This window comes from Nonomuraea sp. SYSU D8015 (genome assembly GCF_008065375.1).
Classification (GTDB): domain Bacteria; phylum Actinomycetota; class Actinomycetes; order Streptosporangiales; family Streptosporangiaceae; genus Nonomuraea.
In genome coordinates this window covers 713,647-731,026 of sequence record NZ_VJYI01000002.1, presented here as the reverse complement: position 1 = coordinate 731,026, position 17,380 = coordinate 713,647, and the positions used below count along the sequence as shown (strand labels likewise).

General features: G+C 68.9%; 15 protein-coding genes and 1 tRNA gene. 11 read left to right on the top strand and 5 right to left on the bottom strand.

Annotation, left to right across the window (positions count from 1 at the left end; all coding sequences use genetic code 11):
• Nucleotides 1–126: 126 nt before the first annotated feature.
• The 8 genes from dnaN (at nucleotide 127) to ID574_RS12775 (ending at nucleotide 10,078) form a co-directional block, all read left to right on the top strand.
• The gene (gene dnaN, locus ID574_RS12810) at nucleotides 127–1,266 is read left to right on the top strand and encodes a DNA polymerase III subunit beta (protein WP_188189014.1); all 1,140 of its coding nucleotides are present in this window, start codon (nucleotides 127–129) and stop codon (nucleotides 1,264–1,266) included.
• Between the two features lie 49 nt (nucleotides 1,267–1,315).
• Nucleotides 1,316–2,260, top strand: a complete 945-nt coding sequence (gnd, locus tag ID574_RS12805) for a phosphogluconate dehydrogenase (NAD(+)-dependent, decarboxylating) (RefSeq protein ID WP_188189013.1) — start codon at nucleotides 1,316–1,318, stop codon at nucleotides 2,258–2,260.
• 48 nt (nucleotides 2,261–2,308) lie between these two features.
• Nucleotides 2,309–3,553, top strand: a complete 1,245-nt coding sequence (gene recF, locus ID574_RS12800; protein WP_188189012.1) for a DNA replication/repair protein RecF — start codon at nucleotides 2,309–2,311, stop codon at nucleotides 3,551–3,553.
• Nucleotides 3,554–3,860: 307 nt separating this feature from the next.
• Nucleotides 3,861–4,322 carry a DciA family protein gene (locus ID574_RS12795; protein WP_188189011.1) on the top strand — a complete coding sequence of 154 codons (462 nt, stop codon included), beginning with the start codon at nucleotides 3,861–3,863 and terminating at the stop codon, nucleotides 4,320–4,322.
• Between the two features lie 349 nt (nucleotides 4,323–4,671).
• Nucleotides 4,672–6,615, top strand: a complete 1,944-nt coding sequence (gene gyrB, locus ID574_RS12790; RefSeq protein WP_188189010.1) for a DNA topoisomerase (ATP-hydrolyzing) subunit B — start codon at nucleotides 4,672–4,674, stop codon at nucleotides 6,613–6,615.
• Nucleotides 6,616–6,627: 12 nt separating this feature from the next.
• Complete coding sequence (gene gyrA, locus ID574_RS12785) at nucleotides 6,628–9,126, top strand: DNA gyrase subunit A (RefSeq protein WP_188189009.1); 2,499 nt, start codon at nucleotides 6,628–6,630, stop codon at nucleotides 9,124–9,126.
• Between the two features lie 3 nt (nucleotides 9,127–9,129).
• The gene (locus ID574_RS12780; RefSeq protein WP_188189008.1) at nucleotides 9,130–9,861 is read left to right on the top strand and encodes a DUF3566 domain-containing protein; all 732 of its coding nucleotides are present in this window, start codon (nucleotides 9,130–9,132) and stop codon (nucleotides 9,859–9,861) included.
• A gap of 143 nt (nucleotides 9,862–10,004) precedes the next feature.
• Nucleotides 10,005–10,078, top strand: a tRNA-Ile gene (locus tag ID574_RS12775).
• Between the two features lie 229 nt (nucleotides 10,079–10,307).
• Here the strand turns inward: ID574_RS12775 and ID574_RS12770 are convergent.
• Nucleotides 10,308–10,652: an NUDIX hydrolase gene (locus tag ID574_RS12770; RefSeq protein WP_188189007.1), complete on the bottom strand. Its 345-nt coding sequence runs from the start codon at nucleotides 10,650–10,652 to the stop codon at nucleotides 10,308–10,310.
• A gap of 158 nt (nucleotides 10,653–10,810) precedes the next feature.
• Between ID574_RS12770 and ID574_RS12765 the strand changes: the two genes are divergently transcribed.
• A complete protein-coding gene (locus ID574_RS12765; protein ID WP_188189006.1) occupies nucleotides 10,811–12,070 on the top strand; it encodes an alpha/beta fold hydrolase in 1,260 nt (419 codons plus the stop codon).
• Between the two features lie 644 nt (nucleotides 12,071–12,714).
• Here the strand turns inward: ID574_RS12765 and ID574_RS12760 are convergent.
• A complete protein-coding gene (locus ID574_RS12760; protein ID WP_188189005.1) occupies nucleotides 12,715–13,419 on the bottom strand; it encodes a hypothetical protein in 705 nt (234 codons plus the stop codon).
• A 456-nt stretch (nucleotides 13,420–13,875) separates the two neighbouring features.
• Between ID574_RS12760 and ID574_RS12755 the strand changes: the two genes are divergently transcribed.
• Nucleotides 13,876–14,406 carry a hypothetical protein gene (locus tag ID574_RS12755; RefSeq protein WP_188189004.1) on the top strand — a complete coding sequence of 177 codons (531 nt, stop codon included), beginning with the start codon at nucleotides 13,876–13,878 and terminating at the stop codon, nucleotides 14,404–14,406.
• A gap of 206 nt (nucleotides 14,407–14,612) precedes the next feature.
• Here the strand turns inward: ID574_RS12755 and ID574_RS59645 are convergent, their stop codons facing one another.
• Entirely contained in the window at nucleotides 14,613–14,837 is a 225-nt protein-coding gene (locus ID574_RS59645; RefSeq protein WP_223166633.1) for a hypothetical protein, read from the bottom strand.
• 90 nt (nucleotides 14,838–14,927) lie between these two features.
• Complete coding sequence (locus ID574_RS12745; RefSeq protein WP_223166632.1) at nucleotides 14,928–15,722, bottom strand: phytanoyl-CoA dioxygenase family protein; 795 nt, start codon at nucleotides 15,720–15,722, stop codon at nucleotides 14,928–14,930.
• Between the two features lie 100 nt (nucleotides 15,723–15,822).
• On the opposite strand from ID574_RS12745, the gene ID574_RS12740 reads away from it, so the two are divergent.
• The gene (locus ID574_RS12740; RefSeq protein ID WP_188189003.1) at nucleotides 15,823–16,725 is read left to right on the top strand and encodes an AraC family transcriptional regulator; all 903 of its coding nucleotides are present in this window, start codon (nucleotides 15,823–15,825) and stop codon (nucleotides 16,723–16,725) included.
• A gap of 127 nt (nucleotides 16,726–16,852) precedes the next feature.
• Here ID574_RS12740 and ID574_RS12735 read toward each other — a convergent pair whose 3' ends face one another.
• Nucleotides 16,853–17,317 carry a four-helix bundle copper-binding protein gene (locus ID574_RS12735; protein WP_188189002.1) on the bottom strand — a complete coding sequence of 155 codons (465 nt, stop codon included), beginning with the start codon at nucleotides 17,315–17,317 and terminating at the stop codon, nucleotides 16,853–16,855.
• Between the last annotated feature and the right edge of the window lie 63 nt (nucleotides 17,318–17,380).

Here is a 17,380-nt window from a genome sequence, read left to right as displayed (position 1 = left end):
GATGACCTCTTCTATCTCTAACTAAGAACTCAAAGACCCATAGTTGGGCTTCTCCCGGAGCGCGAGCGCGGGAGAGTGGATCCTTGAGATCCTTGAATCAACGACGAACCCAGGAGGCCGATCACCGTGATGTTCCGAATCGAGCGAGACGTCCTCGCTGAGGCGGTGGCATGGACGGCACGCAGCCTCCCGGCGCGCCCGTCGGTGCCCGTCCTCGCCGGCATGCGCCTGGAGGTCACGGAAGAGCAGCAGCTGAAGCTGTCCGGATTCGACTACGAGGTCTCCGCGGAGGTGACGCTCGAGCTCCACACCGGTGAGCCCGGGGTCGTCCTGGTCTCGGGCAAGCTGCTCGCCGAGATCACCCGCGCCCTTCCCGCACAGCCTGTGGACTTCGTGGTGGACGGCGCCAAGGCGGTCGTCACGTGTGGCAGCGCGCGATTCACCTTGCTCACCATGCCTGTGGAGGACTACCCCTCGCTCCCGGCCATGCCGCCGGCCGCGGGCCGGGTCGGCGCCGACGTGTTCGCCTCCGCCGTCGCCCAGGTCGCCGTCGCCGCGGGCCGGGACGACACGCTGCCGATGCTCACCGGCGTGCGGATGGAGATCGAGGGCGACACCGTGACCCTCGCCGCGACCGACCGCTACCGGCTGGCCGTACGCGAGCTGAAGTGGCAACCCGGGCAGCCCGACTTCGCCGCCATCGCGATGATCCCCGGCAAGACGCTCGCCGACACGGCCAAGGCGCTCGGCACGACCGGCGCGGAGGTCGAGATCGCGCTCAGCTCCGCCGGCGGCACCGGCGAGGGCATGATCGGCTTCTCCAGCGCGGGACGGCGGACGACCACGCGCCTGCTCGACCCCGAGTTCCCGAAATACCGCTCGCTGCTGCCCACCGAGTTCTCCGCCCGCGCGGACTTGTCCACAGGTCCGTTCGTGGAGGCGGTCAAGCGCGTGGCCCTGGTCGCCGAGCGCAACACGCCGGTGCGGCTGGCGTTCAAGAGCGGCGAGGTCGTGCTCGAGGCCGGCAGCGGCGACGAGGCGCAGGCCGTCGAGGCCCTGCCTGTGGATTACGAGGGCGAGGAGATGAACATCGCCTTCAACCACCAGTTCCTGCTGGAGGGCCTGGGCGCCATCGACTCCGACGTGGCCAGGCTCCAGATGACCACGTCCACGAAGCCCGCTATCCTCACCGGTGGAAAGCCTGTGGAGGACGGTGCCACCACGGACTACCGTTACCTGATCATGCCCATCCGCCTGTCAGGCTGAACCTGTCATCGGGGATGATGGAAGCCTGACAAGGGGGTAGAGGACTGTCATGCAGATCGGCATGGTCGGACTGGGCAAGATGGGCGGCAACATGGCCGAGCGGCTGCGCCGCGGCGGTCACGAGGTCGTCGGCTACGACCGCGATCCCTCGATCAGCGACGCGGCGAGTCTGAAGGACTTGGTCGAACGCCTCCAGGCGCCGCGCGTGGTCTGGGTCATGGTCCCCGCAGGCAAACCCACGCAATCCACGATCGACGACCTCGGCGAGTTGCTCAGCATGGGCGACATCGTCGTCGACGGCGGAAATTCACACTATGTGGATGACCAGAAGCACGCCGCCGAGCTGGCCCAGAAGGGCATCGGCTTCATCGACTGCGGCGTGAGCGGCGGCGTCTGGGGCCTGCAGAACGGCTACGCGCTCATGTGCGGCGGCGACAAGGCCCACGTCGACCGGCTGATGCCGATCTTCCAGACGCTCAAGCCCGAGGGTGAGAACGGCTTCGTCCACGCCGGCGACGTCGGAGCCGGGCACTTCGCGAAGATGGTCCACAACGGCATCGAATACGGCATGATGCAGGCCTTCGCGGAGGGCTGGGAGCTGCTCGAGGCCTCCGAAGTGGTCAAGGACGTCAAGGGCTCCTTCGCCAGCTGGCGCACCGGCACCGTGATCCGCTCCTGGCTGCTCGACCTGCTGGTCCGGGCGCTCGACGACGACGAGCACCTCGACCAGCTGCGCGGTTATGCACAGGACTCCGGCGAGGGCCGGTGGACCGTCCAGGCGGCTGTGGACCACGCGGTCCCGCTGCCGGTCATCACGGCCGCCCTCTACGCCAGGTTCGCCTCCCGCCAGGACGACTCCCCCGCGATGAAGGTGGTCGCGGCGCTGCGCAACCAGTTCGGCGGCCATGCCATCACCTCGAAGGAGGGCAGCGAGGGCAAGGGCGCCGACGCGCCGGGCGCGGACGTCACGCCCCCGCGCGAGACGGACCGCTGAGCGTGCCGGTTACCCCGGTGGCGGCCGCGGCGCACTAACCTTCGTGTGGTGTACGTCGCCCACCTGTCGCTGACCGACTTCCGGTCCTACGCGTCCCTGGAGCTCGGCCTCGAGCCTGGCGTCACGGCGTTCGTGGGGCCCAACGGCCAGGGTAAGACCAACCTGGTCGAGGCCCTCGGCTACGTCGCGACGCAGTCCAGCCACCGGGTGGCGAACGACGCGCCGCTCGTGCGCAAGGGCGCCACGCGGGCGATCGTGCGCTGCGCCGTCCACAGGGACGACCGGCGGGCGCTCGTCGAGCTGGAGATCAACCCGGGCCGGGCCAACCGCGCGCGGCTCAACCGCTCCCCCGTGTCCAGGGCGCGCGACGTCGTCGGCCTGCTGCGCACGGTGCTGTTCGCCCCGGAGGACCTGGCTCTGTCCAAGGGCGACCCATCCGAGCGCCGCCGCTTCCTCGACGACCTGCTGGTGTCCAGGGCGCCCAGATTCGCCGGCGTGCGCGCCGACTACGACCGGGTGCTGAAGCAACGCGGAGCCCTGCTGCGCACGGCCGCACAGGCCCGCAGGGGCGGCAGGAGCGTCAGACGCCAGGAGAGCGACACCGCGTTCAACGCGGCGGGCGCCGGCGACGTGCTGAGCACGCTGGAGGTGTGGGACGCGCACCTCGCCAGGCACGGAGCGGAGCTGCTGCGGGCGCGGCTGGAGCTCATCGAGGCGCTGCGGCCGCTGGTCGCCGGCGCGTACGCCGCGCTGGCCCCCGCGAGCGCCCCGGCCACGCTGGCGTACCGCAGCACGTTGTCCACAGGTGGGGATGGAGACGAGGGGGGTTCCGAGGGCGAATTCGCCGGTGAGCGGGGATCTTTCGATACACAGACGTTATCCACAGACTTGGGGAAAACCCTTGAAGAACGTCTGCGGGAGCGGCTATTGGAGGTCCGCTCGGCGGAGCTGGAACGCGGTGTCACGCTCGTCGGCCCGCACCGCGACGACCTCCTCCTCGGCCTGGGCGATCTGCCCGCCCGAGGTTATGCCAGCCACGGCGAGTCCTGGTCGTTCGCGCTGGCGCTGCGACTGGCCGCGTACGAGCTGCTGCGGGCCGACGGCGGCGACCCGGTGCTGATACTCGACGACGTGTTCGCCGAGCTCGACAGCCAGCGCAGGCGGCGCCTCGCCGAGTTCGTCGCGCCTGCCGAGCAGGTGCTCATCACCGCCGCGGTGCCGGACGACGTGCCGCGGGAGCTGATCGGAGCCAGATTCGACGTCGCGGAGGGGAGTGTGACCCGTGTCAGGTGACGATGCGCGCCCGGCCTTCGGCGACGGCCTCCCTGTCGGACCGCCGAGCCGCGGCCCCGCGTCGACCGGTCCACAGGCCGGTCCACAGGGCGCTCGCTCACAGAACGGTCCGGCAGGTGCGGCGAGGGGCGGTCCGAACGCCGGACAGCCGGGTACGGACGCCGGGAAAGGACGACGGGGCGCAGGCGCCGAGCGACCGGACGCGGAAGCCGGGGCCGGACCGGGTGCCGGGGCCGGACCGGGTGCCGGAGCCGGACCGGGTGCCGGAGCGGCGGACGCCCGCCAGGCGACGGCCAGGGGTGTGGCCATGGCCAGGGAGAAGCTCGCCCAGGCCAAGGCCGACGCGGCCAAGCGCGGCCAGTTGCCCCGGCGCGAGCCCAGGCGCAAGGCGGCGGGGTCCCGCAGGGAGAGCGGCGATCCACAGCTTTTCGGACGTGCGATCGCGGACCTGCTGGCCGATCGCGGCTGGGAGCGGTCGGCGGCCGTCGGCGGGGTGTTCGGCCGCTGGCCCGACATCGTGGGCCCTGACCTGGCCGCACACACCAAGCCCGAGTCCTTCGTCGACGGCGAGGTGCTGATCGTGGCCGACTCGACCGCGTGGGCCACGCAGGTGCGGCTGCTCGCGCGCACCCTCGTACGCAGGCTCAACGAGGAGCTCGGCGACGGCACTGTGACGAAGGTCAAGGTCCGGGGGCCGCAGAACGCGCCGCGTCCGGCAGGCGGGTTGCGGGTGACCGGAAGCCGAGGTCCGAGGGACACGTATGGATAGCGTCCAGCCGCTGTCCGCAGCAGGAGCTTTTCGCCGCTGCGGTTGGGCGCCGGGGGCGATCAGACAGCCGCAGACGCGATAGGCCCCCTTTCCGGAGGGGGGATGCTGGACCGGGGGCAAAACGAGCTAGGGGGCATCACAGGCGCGTTCATTGCCACCTCCGGCCTCCGAAGGCGGTAGAATGAAAAAGGATTCCGGACACGTCCGCTTGCGTGTCACCCCGGCAGCAAGCCGACTCCCCTGGGTGACCGCGCATCGGGGCACTCACGACGGTGACGGGCACGGCAGGGGCAGCTTTGTATTTCGAACGCCTCCCCCGCCGCGTGTCCGCGGCAGGAGGATTTCGCAGTTGTCCTACGACGCTAGCTCAATCACCGTACTCGAAGGGCTTGAGGCGGTTCGCAAGCGCCCGGGTATGTATATCGGCTCCACCGGTGAGCGCGGCCTGCACCACCTCGTCTACGAGATCGTGGACAACGCGGTGGACGAGGCCCTGGCCGGCTTTGCCGACAGGATCGACATCACGCTGCTCGCCGACAACGGCGTACGCGTGATCGACAACGGCCGTGGCATCCCCACGGGCATCCACCCGGTGGAGAAGCGCTCCGCCGTCGAGGTCGTGCTGACCACGCTGCACGCCGGCGGCAAGTTCGACAGCCAGGCCTACGCGGTCTCCGGCGGCCTGCACGGCGTCGGCTCGGCCGTCGTCAACGCGCTGTCCACCGCCATGGAGGTGGAGGTCAAGCAGAACGGCCACTACTGGCGGCAGGACTACATCAACTCCAAGCCCGTCGCACCGCTGGAGAAGGGCGAGGAGACCGACGAGACCGGCACCACGATCACGTTCTGGCCGGACCCCGAGATCTTCGAGACCACGACCTGGAACTACGAGACGCTCTCGCGGCGCTTCCAGGAGATGGCCTTCCTCAACAAGGGCCTGACGATCACCCTCACCGACGAGCGTCCCGACCACGTCAACGGTGAGCCGCGCCGCGTCGAATACCTCTACGAGGGCGGCCTGGCCGACTTCGTCCAGCACCTCAACACCAAGAAGGAGCCGGCGCACGCGTCGATCATCTCCTTCGAGGAGGAGGGCGACGGCATCGCGGTCGAGATCGCCATGCAGTGGAACAACTCCTACTCCGAGTCGGTCTACACGTTCGCGAACACGATCAACACCGCGGAGGGCGGCACCCACGAGGAAGGCTTCCGCGCGGCGTTGACGACGATCGTCAACCGATACGCGCGCGAGCAGAAGTTCCTCAAGGAGGGCAAGGACGACAACCTCACCGGCGAAGACGTCCGCGAGGGCCTGACCGCGATCATCTCGGTCAAGCTGTCCGACCCGCAGTTCGAGGGCCAGACCAAGACCAAGCTGGGCAACACCGAGGCCAAGTCGTTCGTCCAGAAGGCCTGCAACGACCATCTGCGCGACTGGTTCGAGCGCAACCCCGGCGAGGCCAAGGACATCATCAACAAGTCCCTGCAGGCCTCCCGCGCCCGCATCGCCGCCCGCCAGGCCCGTGACCTGACCAGGCGCAAGTCGCTGCTCGAGTCGGGCAGCGGACTGCCCGGCAAGCTGGCCGACTGCCAGTGGAACGACCCGGAGAAGTGCGAACTGTTCATCGTCGAGGGTGACTCGGCCGGCGGCTCGGCCAAGGGCGGCCGCGACTCGCGCTTCCAGGCGATCCTCCCGATCCGCGGCAAGATCCTCAACGTGGAGAAGGCGCGGATCGACAAGGTCCTGAAGAACAACGAGGTCCAGGCGCTGATCACCGCCCTGGGCACCGGTGTGCACGACGAGTTCGACATCGCCAGGCTGCGCTACCACAAGGTCATCCTCATGGCCGACGCCGACGTCGACGGCCAGCACATCAACACGCTGCTGCTGACGCTGCTGTTCAGGTTCATGAGGCCGCTGATCGAGGCCGGCCACGTCTACCTGTCGTGCCCGCCGCTCTACAAGATCAAGTGGGACCGCAAGGGGGAGGACGCCTCCTACGCCTACTCCGACAGCGAGCGGGACGCGGTCATCGCCGAGGGCATCGCGGCAGGCAAGCCCGACCCGCGGCCGCGCGACAACGTGCAGCGCTTCAAGGGTCTGGGCGAGATGAACGCGAGCCAGCTCTGGGAGACCACGATGAACCCGGCGACCCGGCTGCTGCGCCTGGTCACGCTCGACGACGCCGCGCAGGCCGACGACCTGTTCAGCGTGCTGATGGGCGAGGACGTGGAGGCCCGGCGCGACTTCATCATCCGCAACGCCCGCGACGTGCGCTTCCTCGACGTTTAAGGACCTATACCTGTGACGGACGTGAACACCACCCCACCGGCTGACCGCATCGAACCGGTGGACATCCAGTCCGAGATGCAGCGCAGCTACATGGACTACGCGATGTCGGTCATCGTGTCCAGGGCGCTGCCGGACGTGCGCGACGGCCTCAAGCCGGTGCACCGGCGGGTGCTCTACGCGATGTACGACGGTGGCTACCGTCCCGACCGCGGCTACTTCAAGTGCGCCCGCGTCGTCGGCGACGTGATGGGCACCTACCACCCCCACGGCGACACCTCGATCTACGACGCGCTGGTCCGCCTGGCTCAGCCGTGGTCGCTGCGTTACCCGCTGGTCGACGGGCAGGGCAACTTCGGCTCGCCCGGCAACGACCCGGCGGCGGCGATGCGGTACACCGAGTGCAAGCTCGCGCCCATCGCCATGGAGATGCTGCGGGACATCGACAAGGAGACCGTCGACTTCCGCCCCAACTACGACGGCAAGTCGCAGGAGCCCGACGTCCTCCCGTCGCGCTTCCCGCAGTTGCTGGTCAACGGATCGGGCGGCATCGCGGTCGGCATGGCCACCAACATCCCGCCGCACAACCTCCGCGAGGTCGCCTCGGCGGTCAAATGGGCTCTGGAGAATCCCGAGGCCAGCGACGAGGAGCTGCTCGAGGCGTCGATCAAGCTGGTCAAGGGGCCCGACTTCCCCACCAAGGCCCTGATCGTCGGCCGGCGCGGGATCGAGGACGCCTACCGCACCGGCCGCGGCTCGATCACGATGCGCGCCGTGGTCGAGGTCGAGGAGGACAAGGGGCGGCAGGCGCTGGTCGTCACCGAGCTGCCGTACCAGGTCAACCCCGACAACCTCGCCCTGAAGATCGCCGAGCTGGTGCGCGAGGGCAAGCTGACCGGCATCGCCGACGTACGCGACGAGAGCTCCTCGCGGGTCGGGCAGCGTCTGGTGATCGTCCTCAAGCGGGACGCGGTCGCCAAGGTCGTGCTCAACAACCTCTACAAGCACACCCAGCTGCAGGACACCTTCGGCGCCAACATGCTGGCGCTGGTCGACGGCGTGCCGCGCACGCTGCGCCTCGACCAGTTCATCAAGCACTACGTGGCGCACCAGATCGAGGTCATCGTCCGCCGGACCCGCTACCTGCTGCGCAAGGCCGAGGAGCGCGCCCACATCCTCCGCGGGCTGCTGAAGGCCCTGGAGCGGCTGGACGAGGTCATCGCCCTCATCCGGGCCTCGGAGTCCGCCTCGCACGCCCAGCAGGGCCTGATGGGGCTGTTGGAGATCGACGAGGTGCAGGCGCAGGCCATCCTCGACATGCAGCTGCGCAAGCTCGCCGCCCTGGAGCGTCAGGCGATCCAGGACGAGTACGACTCGCTGATGACCCAGATCGCCGAGTACAACGCGATCCTCGCCAGCGAGGCCCGCCAGCGGGAGATCATCAACGAGGAGCTCGCCGAGCTCGTCGGCCGCTACGGCGACGACCGGAAGACCGAGATCATCGCCTACGACGGCGACATGTCGATCGAGGACCTCATCGCCGAGGACGAGATCGTCGTCACGATCACCCGGGGCGGCTACGCCAAGCGCACCAGGACCGACCTCTACCGGGCCCAGAAGCGGGGCGGTAAGGGCGTACGCGGTGCGCAGCTGCGCCAGGACGACATCGTCGACCACTTCTTCGTCACCACCACCCATCACTGGTTGCTGTTCTTCACGAACAAGGGCCGGGTGTACCGGGTCAAGGCGTACGAGCTGCCAGAGGCCGCTCGTGACGCAAGAGGCATGCATTTGGCGAACCTTCTTGCCATGCAGCCCGACGAAACAGTTATGGAGGTTCTCGACCTACGCGACTACGACGTCGCCCCCTACCTCGTCCTGGCCACCCGCAGCGGCCTGGTCAAGAAGACGCGCCTGTCCGAATACGACTCCCCCAGGTCGGGCGGGCTCATCGCGATCAACCTGCGGGACGACGACGAGGTCATCGGAGCCCGCCTGGTCTCCGAGAACGACGACCTGCTGCTGGTCTCCAAGGGAGCCCAGTCCATCAGGTTCACCGCCTCCGACGAGGCCCTTCGCCCCATGGGGCGGGCGACCAGCGGTGTCATCGGCATGAGGTTCCTCGAAGGTGACGAACTTCTTGCCATGAATCGCATCGCGGACGGTCAAGACGTGCTTATCGCCACCGAGGGTGGGTACGCAAAACGGACGCCAGTGGAGCAGTATCCAATTCAGGGCCGTGGCGGTAGAGGGGTTCTCACTGCGAAAATCGTGAGTTCCCGTGGCAAGCTGGTCGGAGCCGTCATGGTCAACCCAGAGGACGAGGTCTTCGCGATCACGTCCGCCGGCGGGGTGATCCGGACGAGTGCCGGCGAGATCAAGCAGTCCGGCCGCCAGACCATGGGAGTGCGATTGATGAATCTCGCTGAAGGCGACAGCGTGGTGGCCCTCGCCCGGAACGCGGAGTCGATGGAGACTTCTGTGGAGATTGAGGAAGACGGGGGAGGAGAGTAGTCCATGAGCGCCCAGGGTGGCCCCGCCAGGACCAAGGCGGCTTCGGGCAACGGACAGCAGCCGAACAAGCCCGCAGAAACCGAGATTTTCAACCCGGTCGACGAAGAACAGGACAACACCTCGCCCGCCAAGGGGAGGCCCGTCCCGGCCAAGGAGGAGCCGCAGCAGCAACAGCGGCCGCAGGCGCCCGCCTCGGGTCCGGCTCCTGCGCCTGCTCCGGCTCCTGCGCCGCCGGGCCCGCAGGGGGAGGGCAACGACACGCTCCGTGTCCGCCCTTCGCTGGCCACCGAGGCCCCGCCGCCGGCGGTCGAGCTGTCGACGAAGAAGAAGGGGTCCAATTCCGGCGGTGGCCGGCTGCCCCGCAAGGCCCACCTGGTCCTGCGCCGCGTCGAGCCGTGGTCGGCCATGAAGTTCAGCTTCGTGGTCTCCCTGGTGTGCTTCGTGGTGCTGTTCGTGGCGGTGGCCGTCCTGTACGGCGTGCTGTCCGCCCTGGGGGTGTTCGACTCGATCGTCGAGTTGGTCAACCAGCTGGGACAGGGTGAGCAGGGGCAGAGCTCGATCCCGATCGACATCGCCTCCTGGTTCGAGCCGGTCCGCATCCTCGGCTACACCGCGCTGATCGGGGCCGTGAACGTGGTCTTGATCACGGCGCTCTCCACGCTGGGGGCCGTCATCTACAACATCTCCTCCGACCTGGTCGGGGGCGTTGAGGTGACCTTCAGCGAGGCCGAGTAGGCAGGTGAGGCGCGTGCTCGCGCCGTGCTTCCCGGGTTCCCGGGTGAGGACGGCGCGAGCAGCACGCCAGAGGCGGTAAGCTTTTCTCGTCCGAACAACCGGTTCGCCTCCGATCTACGGATGCGGTACCGTTCGGTGTGCGCGGGGCTATAGCTCAGACGGTTAGAGCGCTTCCCTGATAAGGAAGAGGTCCCAGGTTCAAGTCCTGGTAGCCCCACAGAGTTTGAGCAGTTCAGAGGCTGGATCCCGAGATCGCGGATCCGGCCTCTTGATCGTTTGACGTCATTTGACCGTCGCCGCCAACCTCGTGACCAGGCGGTGCCGTTCAAGTAAGTTCTCCAGGTCTTGAAAAGTTGGGTGCCGATACGGCTACGGACCCGCATCGTGCCGGCGAAGTCGTTATCGCTGATCATCACTTGCTGGTCAAGGCCGGGGATCGCGGAGGATCAAGGCACTGACCCAGAGGTTGTCGCATCTCCGATTACAAGATCGCGCTGATCCGGATCAACCAGAAGACGCTCGGCACCCGCCGAACCAAGAAGTGGTTGCGCCTCGTCAGGGTGCGCCCAGCGGTGTTCGGCAATGTCGGGATCTTGTGTGGTCAGCTGCGTTGTGCCGGAATCCACGCTTCCAAGATCGAACAAGAGGATCTCGGTTGGATGATCCCAGCCTGGACTCGGATGCTCGAAGCTGATCGCTATCAGCGGTCCCACTGGGAGATCCAGGCCGGTTCCCTCGCTCAGTTCATGACGAGCTAGCGAAATGATGAGGACTCGGTGCGGAAGGGCCATGGAGGTGGGCTCTCCACGGCGAAATGCCGAGCACACGGCGCAACAGCACCTGAGCTGCTGGTCTCGACGTTATGAAGATCTCGTACGACCCGGTGGACGATCGCCGCAACAGCAAGCAAGCCGCGAAGTGAGGGCACCGCGTGCACTAACGTCCCCTTATGGCTACTTTCGCCAGGTTGGCCGGGCGGGCGGTGGCAGGCGCCGGAGTGCTGGCGCTGTCACCGGTCCTGGGGCTGGCCACGCTGGCCGGGATGGCGATGGTGGGCGCGCAGCCGACGGTGTTCGCGGTGACGGGCCTGGCGGTCTTCGCATCGGTGTTCTTCTTGGGCCTGCTGCTGTGCGTGCCGAGGCCGAGAGTGGCGTGGGGGCGATGGACACGCGCGGTAGTGATCCTCGGGGTGGAGGCGACGGTGGTCTGGCACGTCAGCGGGGCCACCTTGCGCCCGGCTCCGGCCGACGCTTCTCTGGCTCCGGTGGCCGGGCAGCGCGAGTGGCGGCTGCCGACGGGCTCCGAGCTGGCGTACGTACGGCTCGGGCCGAAGCGGGCCGCCCGGCCCGACCCCGTGGTGTTCCTGCACGGTGGGCCCGGCGTGGCGGACCTGGCGGCGTCCTCGGCGTTCTTCCGGAAGCTTGCGGCGGATGGCTACCAGGTCTATGTCTACGACCAACTCGGGGCTGGGCGCTCGGCGCGGCTGCGGGACCCACGGGGGTACGGGCTAACTCGCGACGTGGCGGACCTGGAGGCCATCCGCCAGTTCGTGGGCGCCAAGCGGCTCACGCTGATCGCCGAGGACTACGGCGCCCAGCTCGCGGCCGCCTACCTGGCCGCGCATCCGGACCGCGTCGTGAGGGCGGTGCTCTCTTCCCCCGCCGGACTCTCCCCGGCCGGCCCGTTGCCGGCCCAGGCTACTCCAACCGGACCATCGCCGGGATCTTCCGGGAAGGCCGAGGTAGCGGCGGTGTTCGGACGCGACGGGACGCCGGACCCGCGCCTGCTCGCCGTCTCCACGCTACTGCGGGTGGACCCGTGGGCGGCGCATGCCTTTGCGGGTGACCGGGAGCTGGACGCCTACCTCGACCTTGTCCGCCGGCAAGCCCCGCATCCCTGCCCCGTGGCCGCAACCGGTTCCGGGGGTTACGTCGGCCTGACCGGGCGGGCCGCGCCGCGTTCCCTCCGGCTGAGCCTGACTAAGGTGAGGGTGCCCGTGCTGCTCGTCAAGGGCCAGTGCGACGAGCAGAGCTGGGCGTCGGCCAAGGACTTCCAGCGGGCACTGCCCTCGGCCACGCTCGCCTACCTCGGCGCCGGCACATACCGGAGCGAGGCGTATCTCGGGCTCCTTCGGGCGTTTCTGTCCGGCCGTTCAGTGCCCGCCTACGAGGGCCAGGTCCCACCCACCGGCTACCGAGGCCCACCCTGACCGTCCTTGGGCCGTCCCACTGCCGCCACCACCTCACGGTCGAGACCCAGCGGCCGAAGGGCCGGGCGGCGAGCTGGTGGCCACATGACGACGGGCATGGTCGGAGCACCCAGCCCAGGGCGCCTGCGCCGGTGGTCAGGTGCACGTCTAGTCGTGCGCCACTGACGTCTACCGTCAGGGGAACGTCAACCACGACGCACAGGATCCGGTCCTGTTCCAGAGCCTCGGCCATATTGACGTGGAACAGTCACTCCGGGGCCCCGTTGACCGCACCCACACGCCGCACGCGATGCGCCTGTAGCGGCACTGGCAGGCAGTGTTCAACAGAGCCATGGTGGTGGCGAGCATCGTCGCCGCGCCTACCCCTGGCCCACGCACAACGCGATCAAGAACTGGATGCTCGGCGCCAGAGTGCGCCAGCGAGGCCAGACCGAACAGCGACCGCACGACCGAGCCGGGTCACCCCCACGTGGGGGTGACCCGGGGGTGGCGTGGATGTGGCGCACGTCATCACGTGACCAGAGGCGGGCGAGTGATGGCGTCCCATCGAGTGGTGTAGTTCGTGACGGTCCGAGCCACCGCGATTGAGTGGGGCGTGGCCCCTGAGGACGCCTGCGGCTGCGCTCGGCGGCCTACGCACATGATCACAGCAGTCCGCAGGACCGCCAGGCGATCGGCACGCGCGGCGACCACTGCCCGCCGTCGCCGCGCACCTGCACATAGGCGGTGAGCGGCGGCGCGAACGAGCTCCCGCCGCACAGGACTCGGCCCGTGTCGACGGAATAGCTGCCCGCCGGGCCGTTGCCGCCCGCCCGCGCCGTCGTGCGGGTCTGCCACAGCAACCGGCTGTCGGAGGCACGCCGGACCTGGACGGTGACCTGGGTGCCCGGCGTCAGGTAGTAGCCGCGGACGGCCACGGTCTTGTACGGCCCTTCGTTGGTGGTGGAGCAGGTTTCGCCGTCGCAGGTGGGCCCTTTGCCGGGGTGATTGCGCTTCATCATGATGACCCAGGCGAGCCGGCGGGCCGCGCTGGCGTTGTCGCGCCGAGCCTGCGTACGGGAGCTGGGGACCACGCACCGGTGGTCACCGGGGTACGCCTCCCGCCAGACGAACCCGGTCGTGCAGGCATGCCAGACACCGGTGGCGTTCTCCGACTGGGTCCGGCTGCGTACCGACGGATCCACGCAGACGTGGTCGCTGGGCCGCGCGCCGCGCCAGACGTACCCACTGGCGCAGGTGTCCGGAGCGAACGCCGTGGTCTCGGCGCTGGCACCGGTGACTCCGAGCACCGACAGCGCCAGGCACCCCGAGGCGGTCATCGCCGCGAGCCTGCTGGAACGTGTGAGCATGTTCTTCCTCCGCGAGAGATCAAAGAACGGATCGCGGGCGGGCACTGCCGGCCCCCGTGACCGCATCCTGTCTCCCGGTCGCCGCCCGGACATGAGTAACCCCCTACTCACATTCGGCTCTCCCGAGGGCGGCCGGGCTCCAGCCGGCTTGGCCGCGAACTCGCTCCCGCCTGGCACACTCCTCAACCGCATCGGGCCCATGGATACGACGGCGCTCGGGCGTCACTCACCGGCCAACTTCGTGCGTGTCGCTGCTGGCGGACAAACTGAGGCAGCGCCCGCCGCAGGTTGCCGCGACCACGCGGCGATGACGTCACCGACCTGGTGGCGGGCTGAACTGAGTAGGGCCTACTCATGCGCCTCCGCCCGCCCTTGGCCACAGTGACCGTGAAGGGCATCCCGCCGTGGCCAGGCACGGGAGGCCGGGTTCGCGGTCACTTCATTCGGAGGAGCAGCATGTCAACCCGAGGGGCGGCCATCGGGGCGGCCGTGATCGCTGCCGCAGCCACGATCACGGCGGCACTGATCACATCCGGCCAGGTGAAGATCGGCGGAGCTCCGGGAGACCCGGGAACGAACCGCAACACCGTGCCCAGCGGCCGGCCGGGAGAGTCCAAACGACCGAACATCGCCGTGACGCCGAAATCGCTGGAATTATGCGCGGGCGAGAGCTGCGCGAAGGAAGTGCACATTCTCAGCACCGGCACCGCCACGCTGAAGATCGACGATATCGAGTTCGAGGGAGACTCGCCCGGGGACTTCCGCCACGACGACGCCTGCGCCAACCAGGCCCTCCAGGCCGAGGACGAGTGCACACTCAAGGTGTGGTTCGAGCCCGCCGTCGCCGGCGCGGGCAGCACAGCGGTCCTGGTGATCCACCAGAACCTCCCGGGCAAGCCCACCTACGTCAGCCTGACCGGGGTGGGGCAGCAGCCCACCACCGATCCCACCGCGTCGGCCGAGCCGACCGAGCAATCCGCGCCGTAGACCGGCCGGCCGCCGCCTTACCCCGGTGCCCAGCCGCTCCTGCCGTCCAGTCGTTTCCGCCGTCCCGGGCAGCCGTGCCCGTGGGACGCCGCCGGGCGGTGCAGGCCTCATCACGCCAGATGATCAGGGGATGGCGCCCGCCTGTGTGGCACGACGAGGCAGCGTGATCCCCGCCCAGGGCGGTCTGACCGGAGTCGGCATCAGCATCAGGCGAGTCGCTCGTCGCCTCGGATGCGGGCATGCAGGTGCATGCCGTGCCGGCCGTCGGAGTGGACGGCGGCGCTGCGCTTGGTGCCCTCCAGGAGAAACCGCATTTGACGGCGACCCGCACCTGACCGCCGCCACCGGTCACCGCCCAACTCGCGCCCGTCTCCTGAGCCCAGGCCCTGGCGATACTGGTCGAACCACTTACGGACCTGGTCTTCAGACATGGGTTGACGAGTGTGCCAATGCCGGATCTCGAGGTCCTGGTACGCGGCGAGGAAGACTGCTGCGTCAGAAGGCGCTTGACGTCAAGCCGTCTAAGCCCAGGGGCGGGGGAAGGTGTCGCCGTCCAACCTGTCGCCCACGGCGAGTGCGAGTGGGTCGGTCACGACGTGCTCGCTGCCGCTGTAGGCGGTCGCCTCGTCCATATAGATGATGACGTGCGCGAACCGCGCCTGGTCGGTGCGGTTGGGCAGCGCCATGTGGCCGGTGTAGCCGCTGTGGAAGGTGCAGTCGCCGGCGCGGAGCGGCACGGTGACCCGGGGGATCCAGCGCAGAGACGGGTCCATCGTGAACAGGTCTTCTTCGTGGTGGAGGTCCTGCGGGCGCAGGCCGGTGCGATGCTGGGTGCCGGGCAGAAAGGTCATGCAGCCCCGCTCCGGCGGAACGTCGACCAGCGCTATCCACGCCGACAGCGGGAGCCGGTCGCCCGCATGCGGCCAGTACGGGCGATCCTGGTGGAACTCCGTGGCGGCGTTGTTGTGTGGCTCCTTGACCAGCATCTGGTCGTGCCAGAGCCGCAGCCGGAATCCGGCGAGCTGTTCGGCGATCCGGCCGAGCCGCGGATCGAACGTGAGCTCTCTCAGCGTCTGGTCGCGTTGCCAGACGTTGACCAGCTGGCTGAAGACTCCTTGCTCCTCCAGGCTCTCCGCACGATGCGCCTCCAGGAACGCCTCGGCGCTCGCCCGGAAGCGATCGACCTGGTCCGGCTCGAGAACGCCTCGTACTCGGACGAAACCGTGTTCGCGGTACGCCGCCACAAGCTCCTCCGGCACCCGGCCATCGGCACCGACGTCGCTGGCGGACTGCCCGGTCGTGGTTGTTTCCGTCACTGGGCCTCCAAGGTTGTCGCCGTTGAGACACCGCCCAGCATCGTCGTGGTGCGCCGCCATGGGCTAGGCCGATCCCGGCGGATACTCGTACGATCCCGACATGCCAGCCACGCTGCACGAGCACGTGCTGTTCGCCGGGGGCCCGGTCTTGGCAGGTGTCCACCACCTGAACTCCGACGTCGAGCCGCACGCGCACGACTTCGTCGAGATCGCGGTGATCGGAACCGGTTGCGGCCGTCACGTGACCAGCCGGGGCGAGCAGCCACTGCGGCGCGGGCAGGCCATTGTGCTCCGCCCCGGTGCCTGGCACGGGTTCCGGGACTGCATCGACCTGACCGTCGCCAACTGCTGCCTGTCCGCCCAGGCGCTACGGGCCGAACTGGCGGCGTTGTACGACATCCCGATGTTGCGCCGGATGCTGTGGACCGATCCGGTGGCATCCGGCATGCACGGCGTAGCCGTCACGGCCGTCGATCCGGCCGCCGCCGAGGAGGCCATCGCAGAGATCGGCCTGCTCGAACGGGACCTCACGGCCGATCAGGCCCGGCCGGGCCGCGTGCTGGGCCGGCTGGTCACTGTGGTCGGCATCCTGGCCGACGGCCGTGGCCCCGAACGGGAAACGGCCGAGCCTGCCATCCACCCCGCTGTCGCCGCCACCATCGCCCGGCTCGAGGCGGCGCCCGCCCATCCGTGGCGGCTCGATGATCTCGCCGGAGCTGTCAACCTGGATCCCGCCCATCTCGGCCGGCTGTTCAGGCGGTACGTCGGGTTGACGCCGCTGGGCTTCCTGGCCCGGCTGCGAGCCGAGCGCGCCGCCACGTTACTGGCGCACTCGACGATGCCGGCTGCCCGGGTCGGCGCCGCCGTCGGCTGGGACGACCCGACGTACTTCGCCCGCCGCTTCCGGACGCTGGTCGGGCTGACACCCACCGAGTACCGGCGCCGTAGCCGATCAGCCGCCCATATGCAGCTCGGCGCCCCAGCCGGGGCCCGTACGGAATGATCCGGACGGGCCTTTGACGGTAAGGTCTTCCCGAAGAGCGGGGGCCGCCTCGCTCTCGCTGACGTCGCAGCAGCAGCCCCGCGTAACCTCCTTTCCCGTTGCCGACGTGAAGGCAGGATGTAGGGCCCTATTGCGATTGCTGCTGCGGGCTGGCCTGGCTGGGCGGGCCGGTTGCCGAGGTCGGCTCCAGCTGAGGCAGCAGGGCGTTGAGCGCCTGCTCGGTTTCCCGGCATGCCTCTGCGCAGATGCGGCAGTGCTCGTGCCGGTCGCTGTGCTCGGCGCAGGAGTCGCCGCAGGTCTTGGTCGCCTGGATCGCGGCCTGCACCTGGGCGCGCGACAGGTTGGCGTCGTAGCCGGTGTGCCGCGACAGGACCGCTGCGGTGGTTGAGCAGATGGCGGCGCAGTCCAGGTTGTCGCGGATGCACCGGCTCAGCATGGCCAACCGGTCGGCGGGCTCCGACAGGCACGCGTCGGCGCAGGCCGTGCAGGCCTGGGCGCAGGCTTCGAGCGCGTCGATGACGGCGGCCAGCTGCCGGTGGTCGAGGTTGATCTGGGCCGGGTAGGCGTCCAGCATCTTCTCGGTGTAGGTCATGGTGAACTCCTTGCTGTTGGGTCTCCGTGTCGCCTACCCGTCGAGGCCATACGCAGGCCAGAG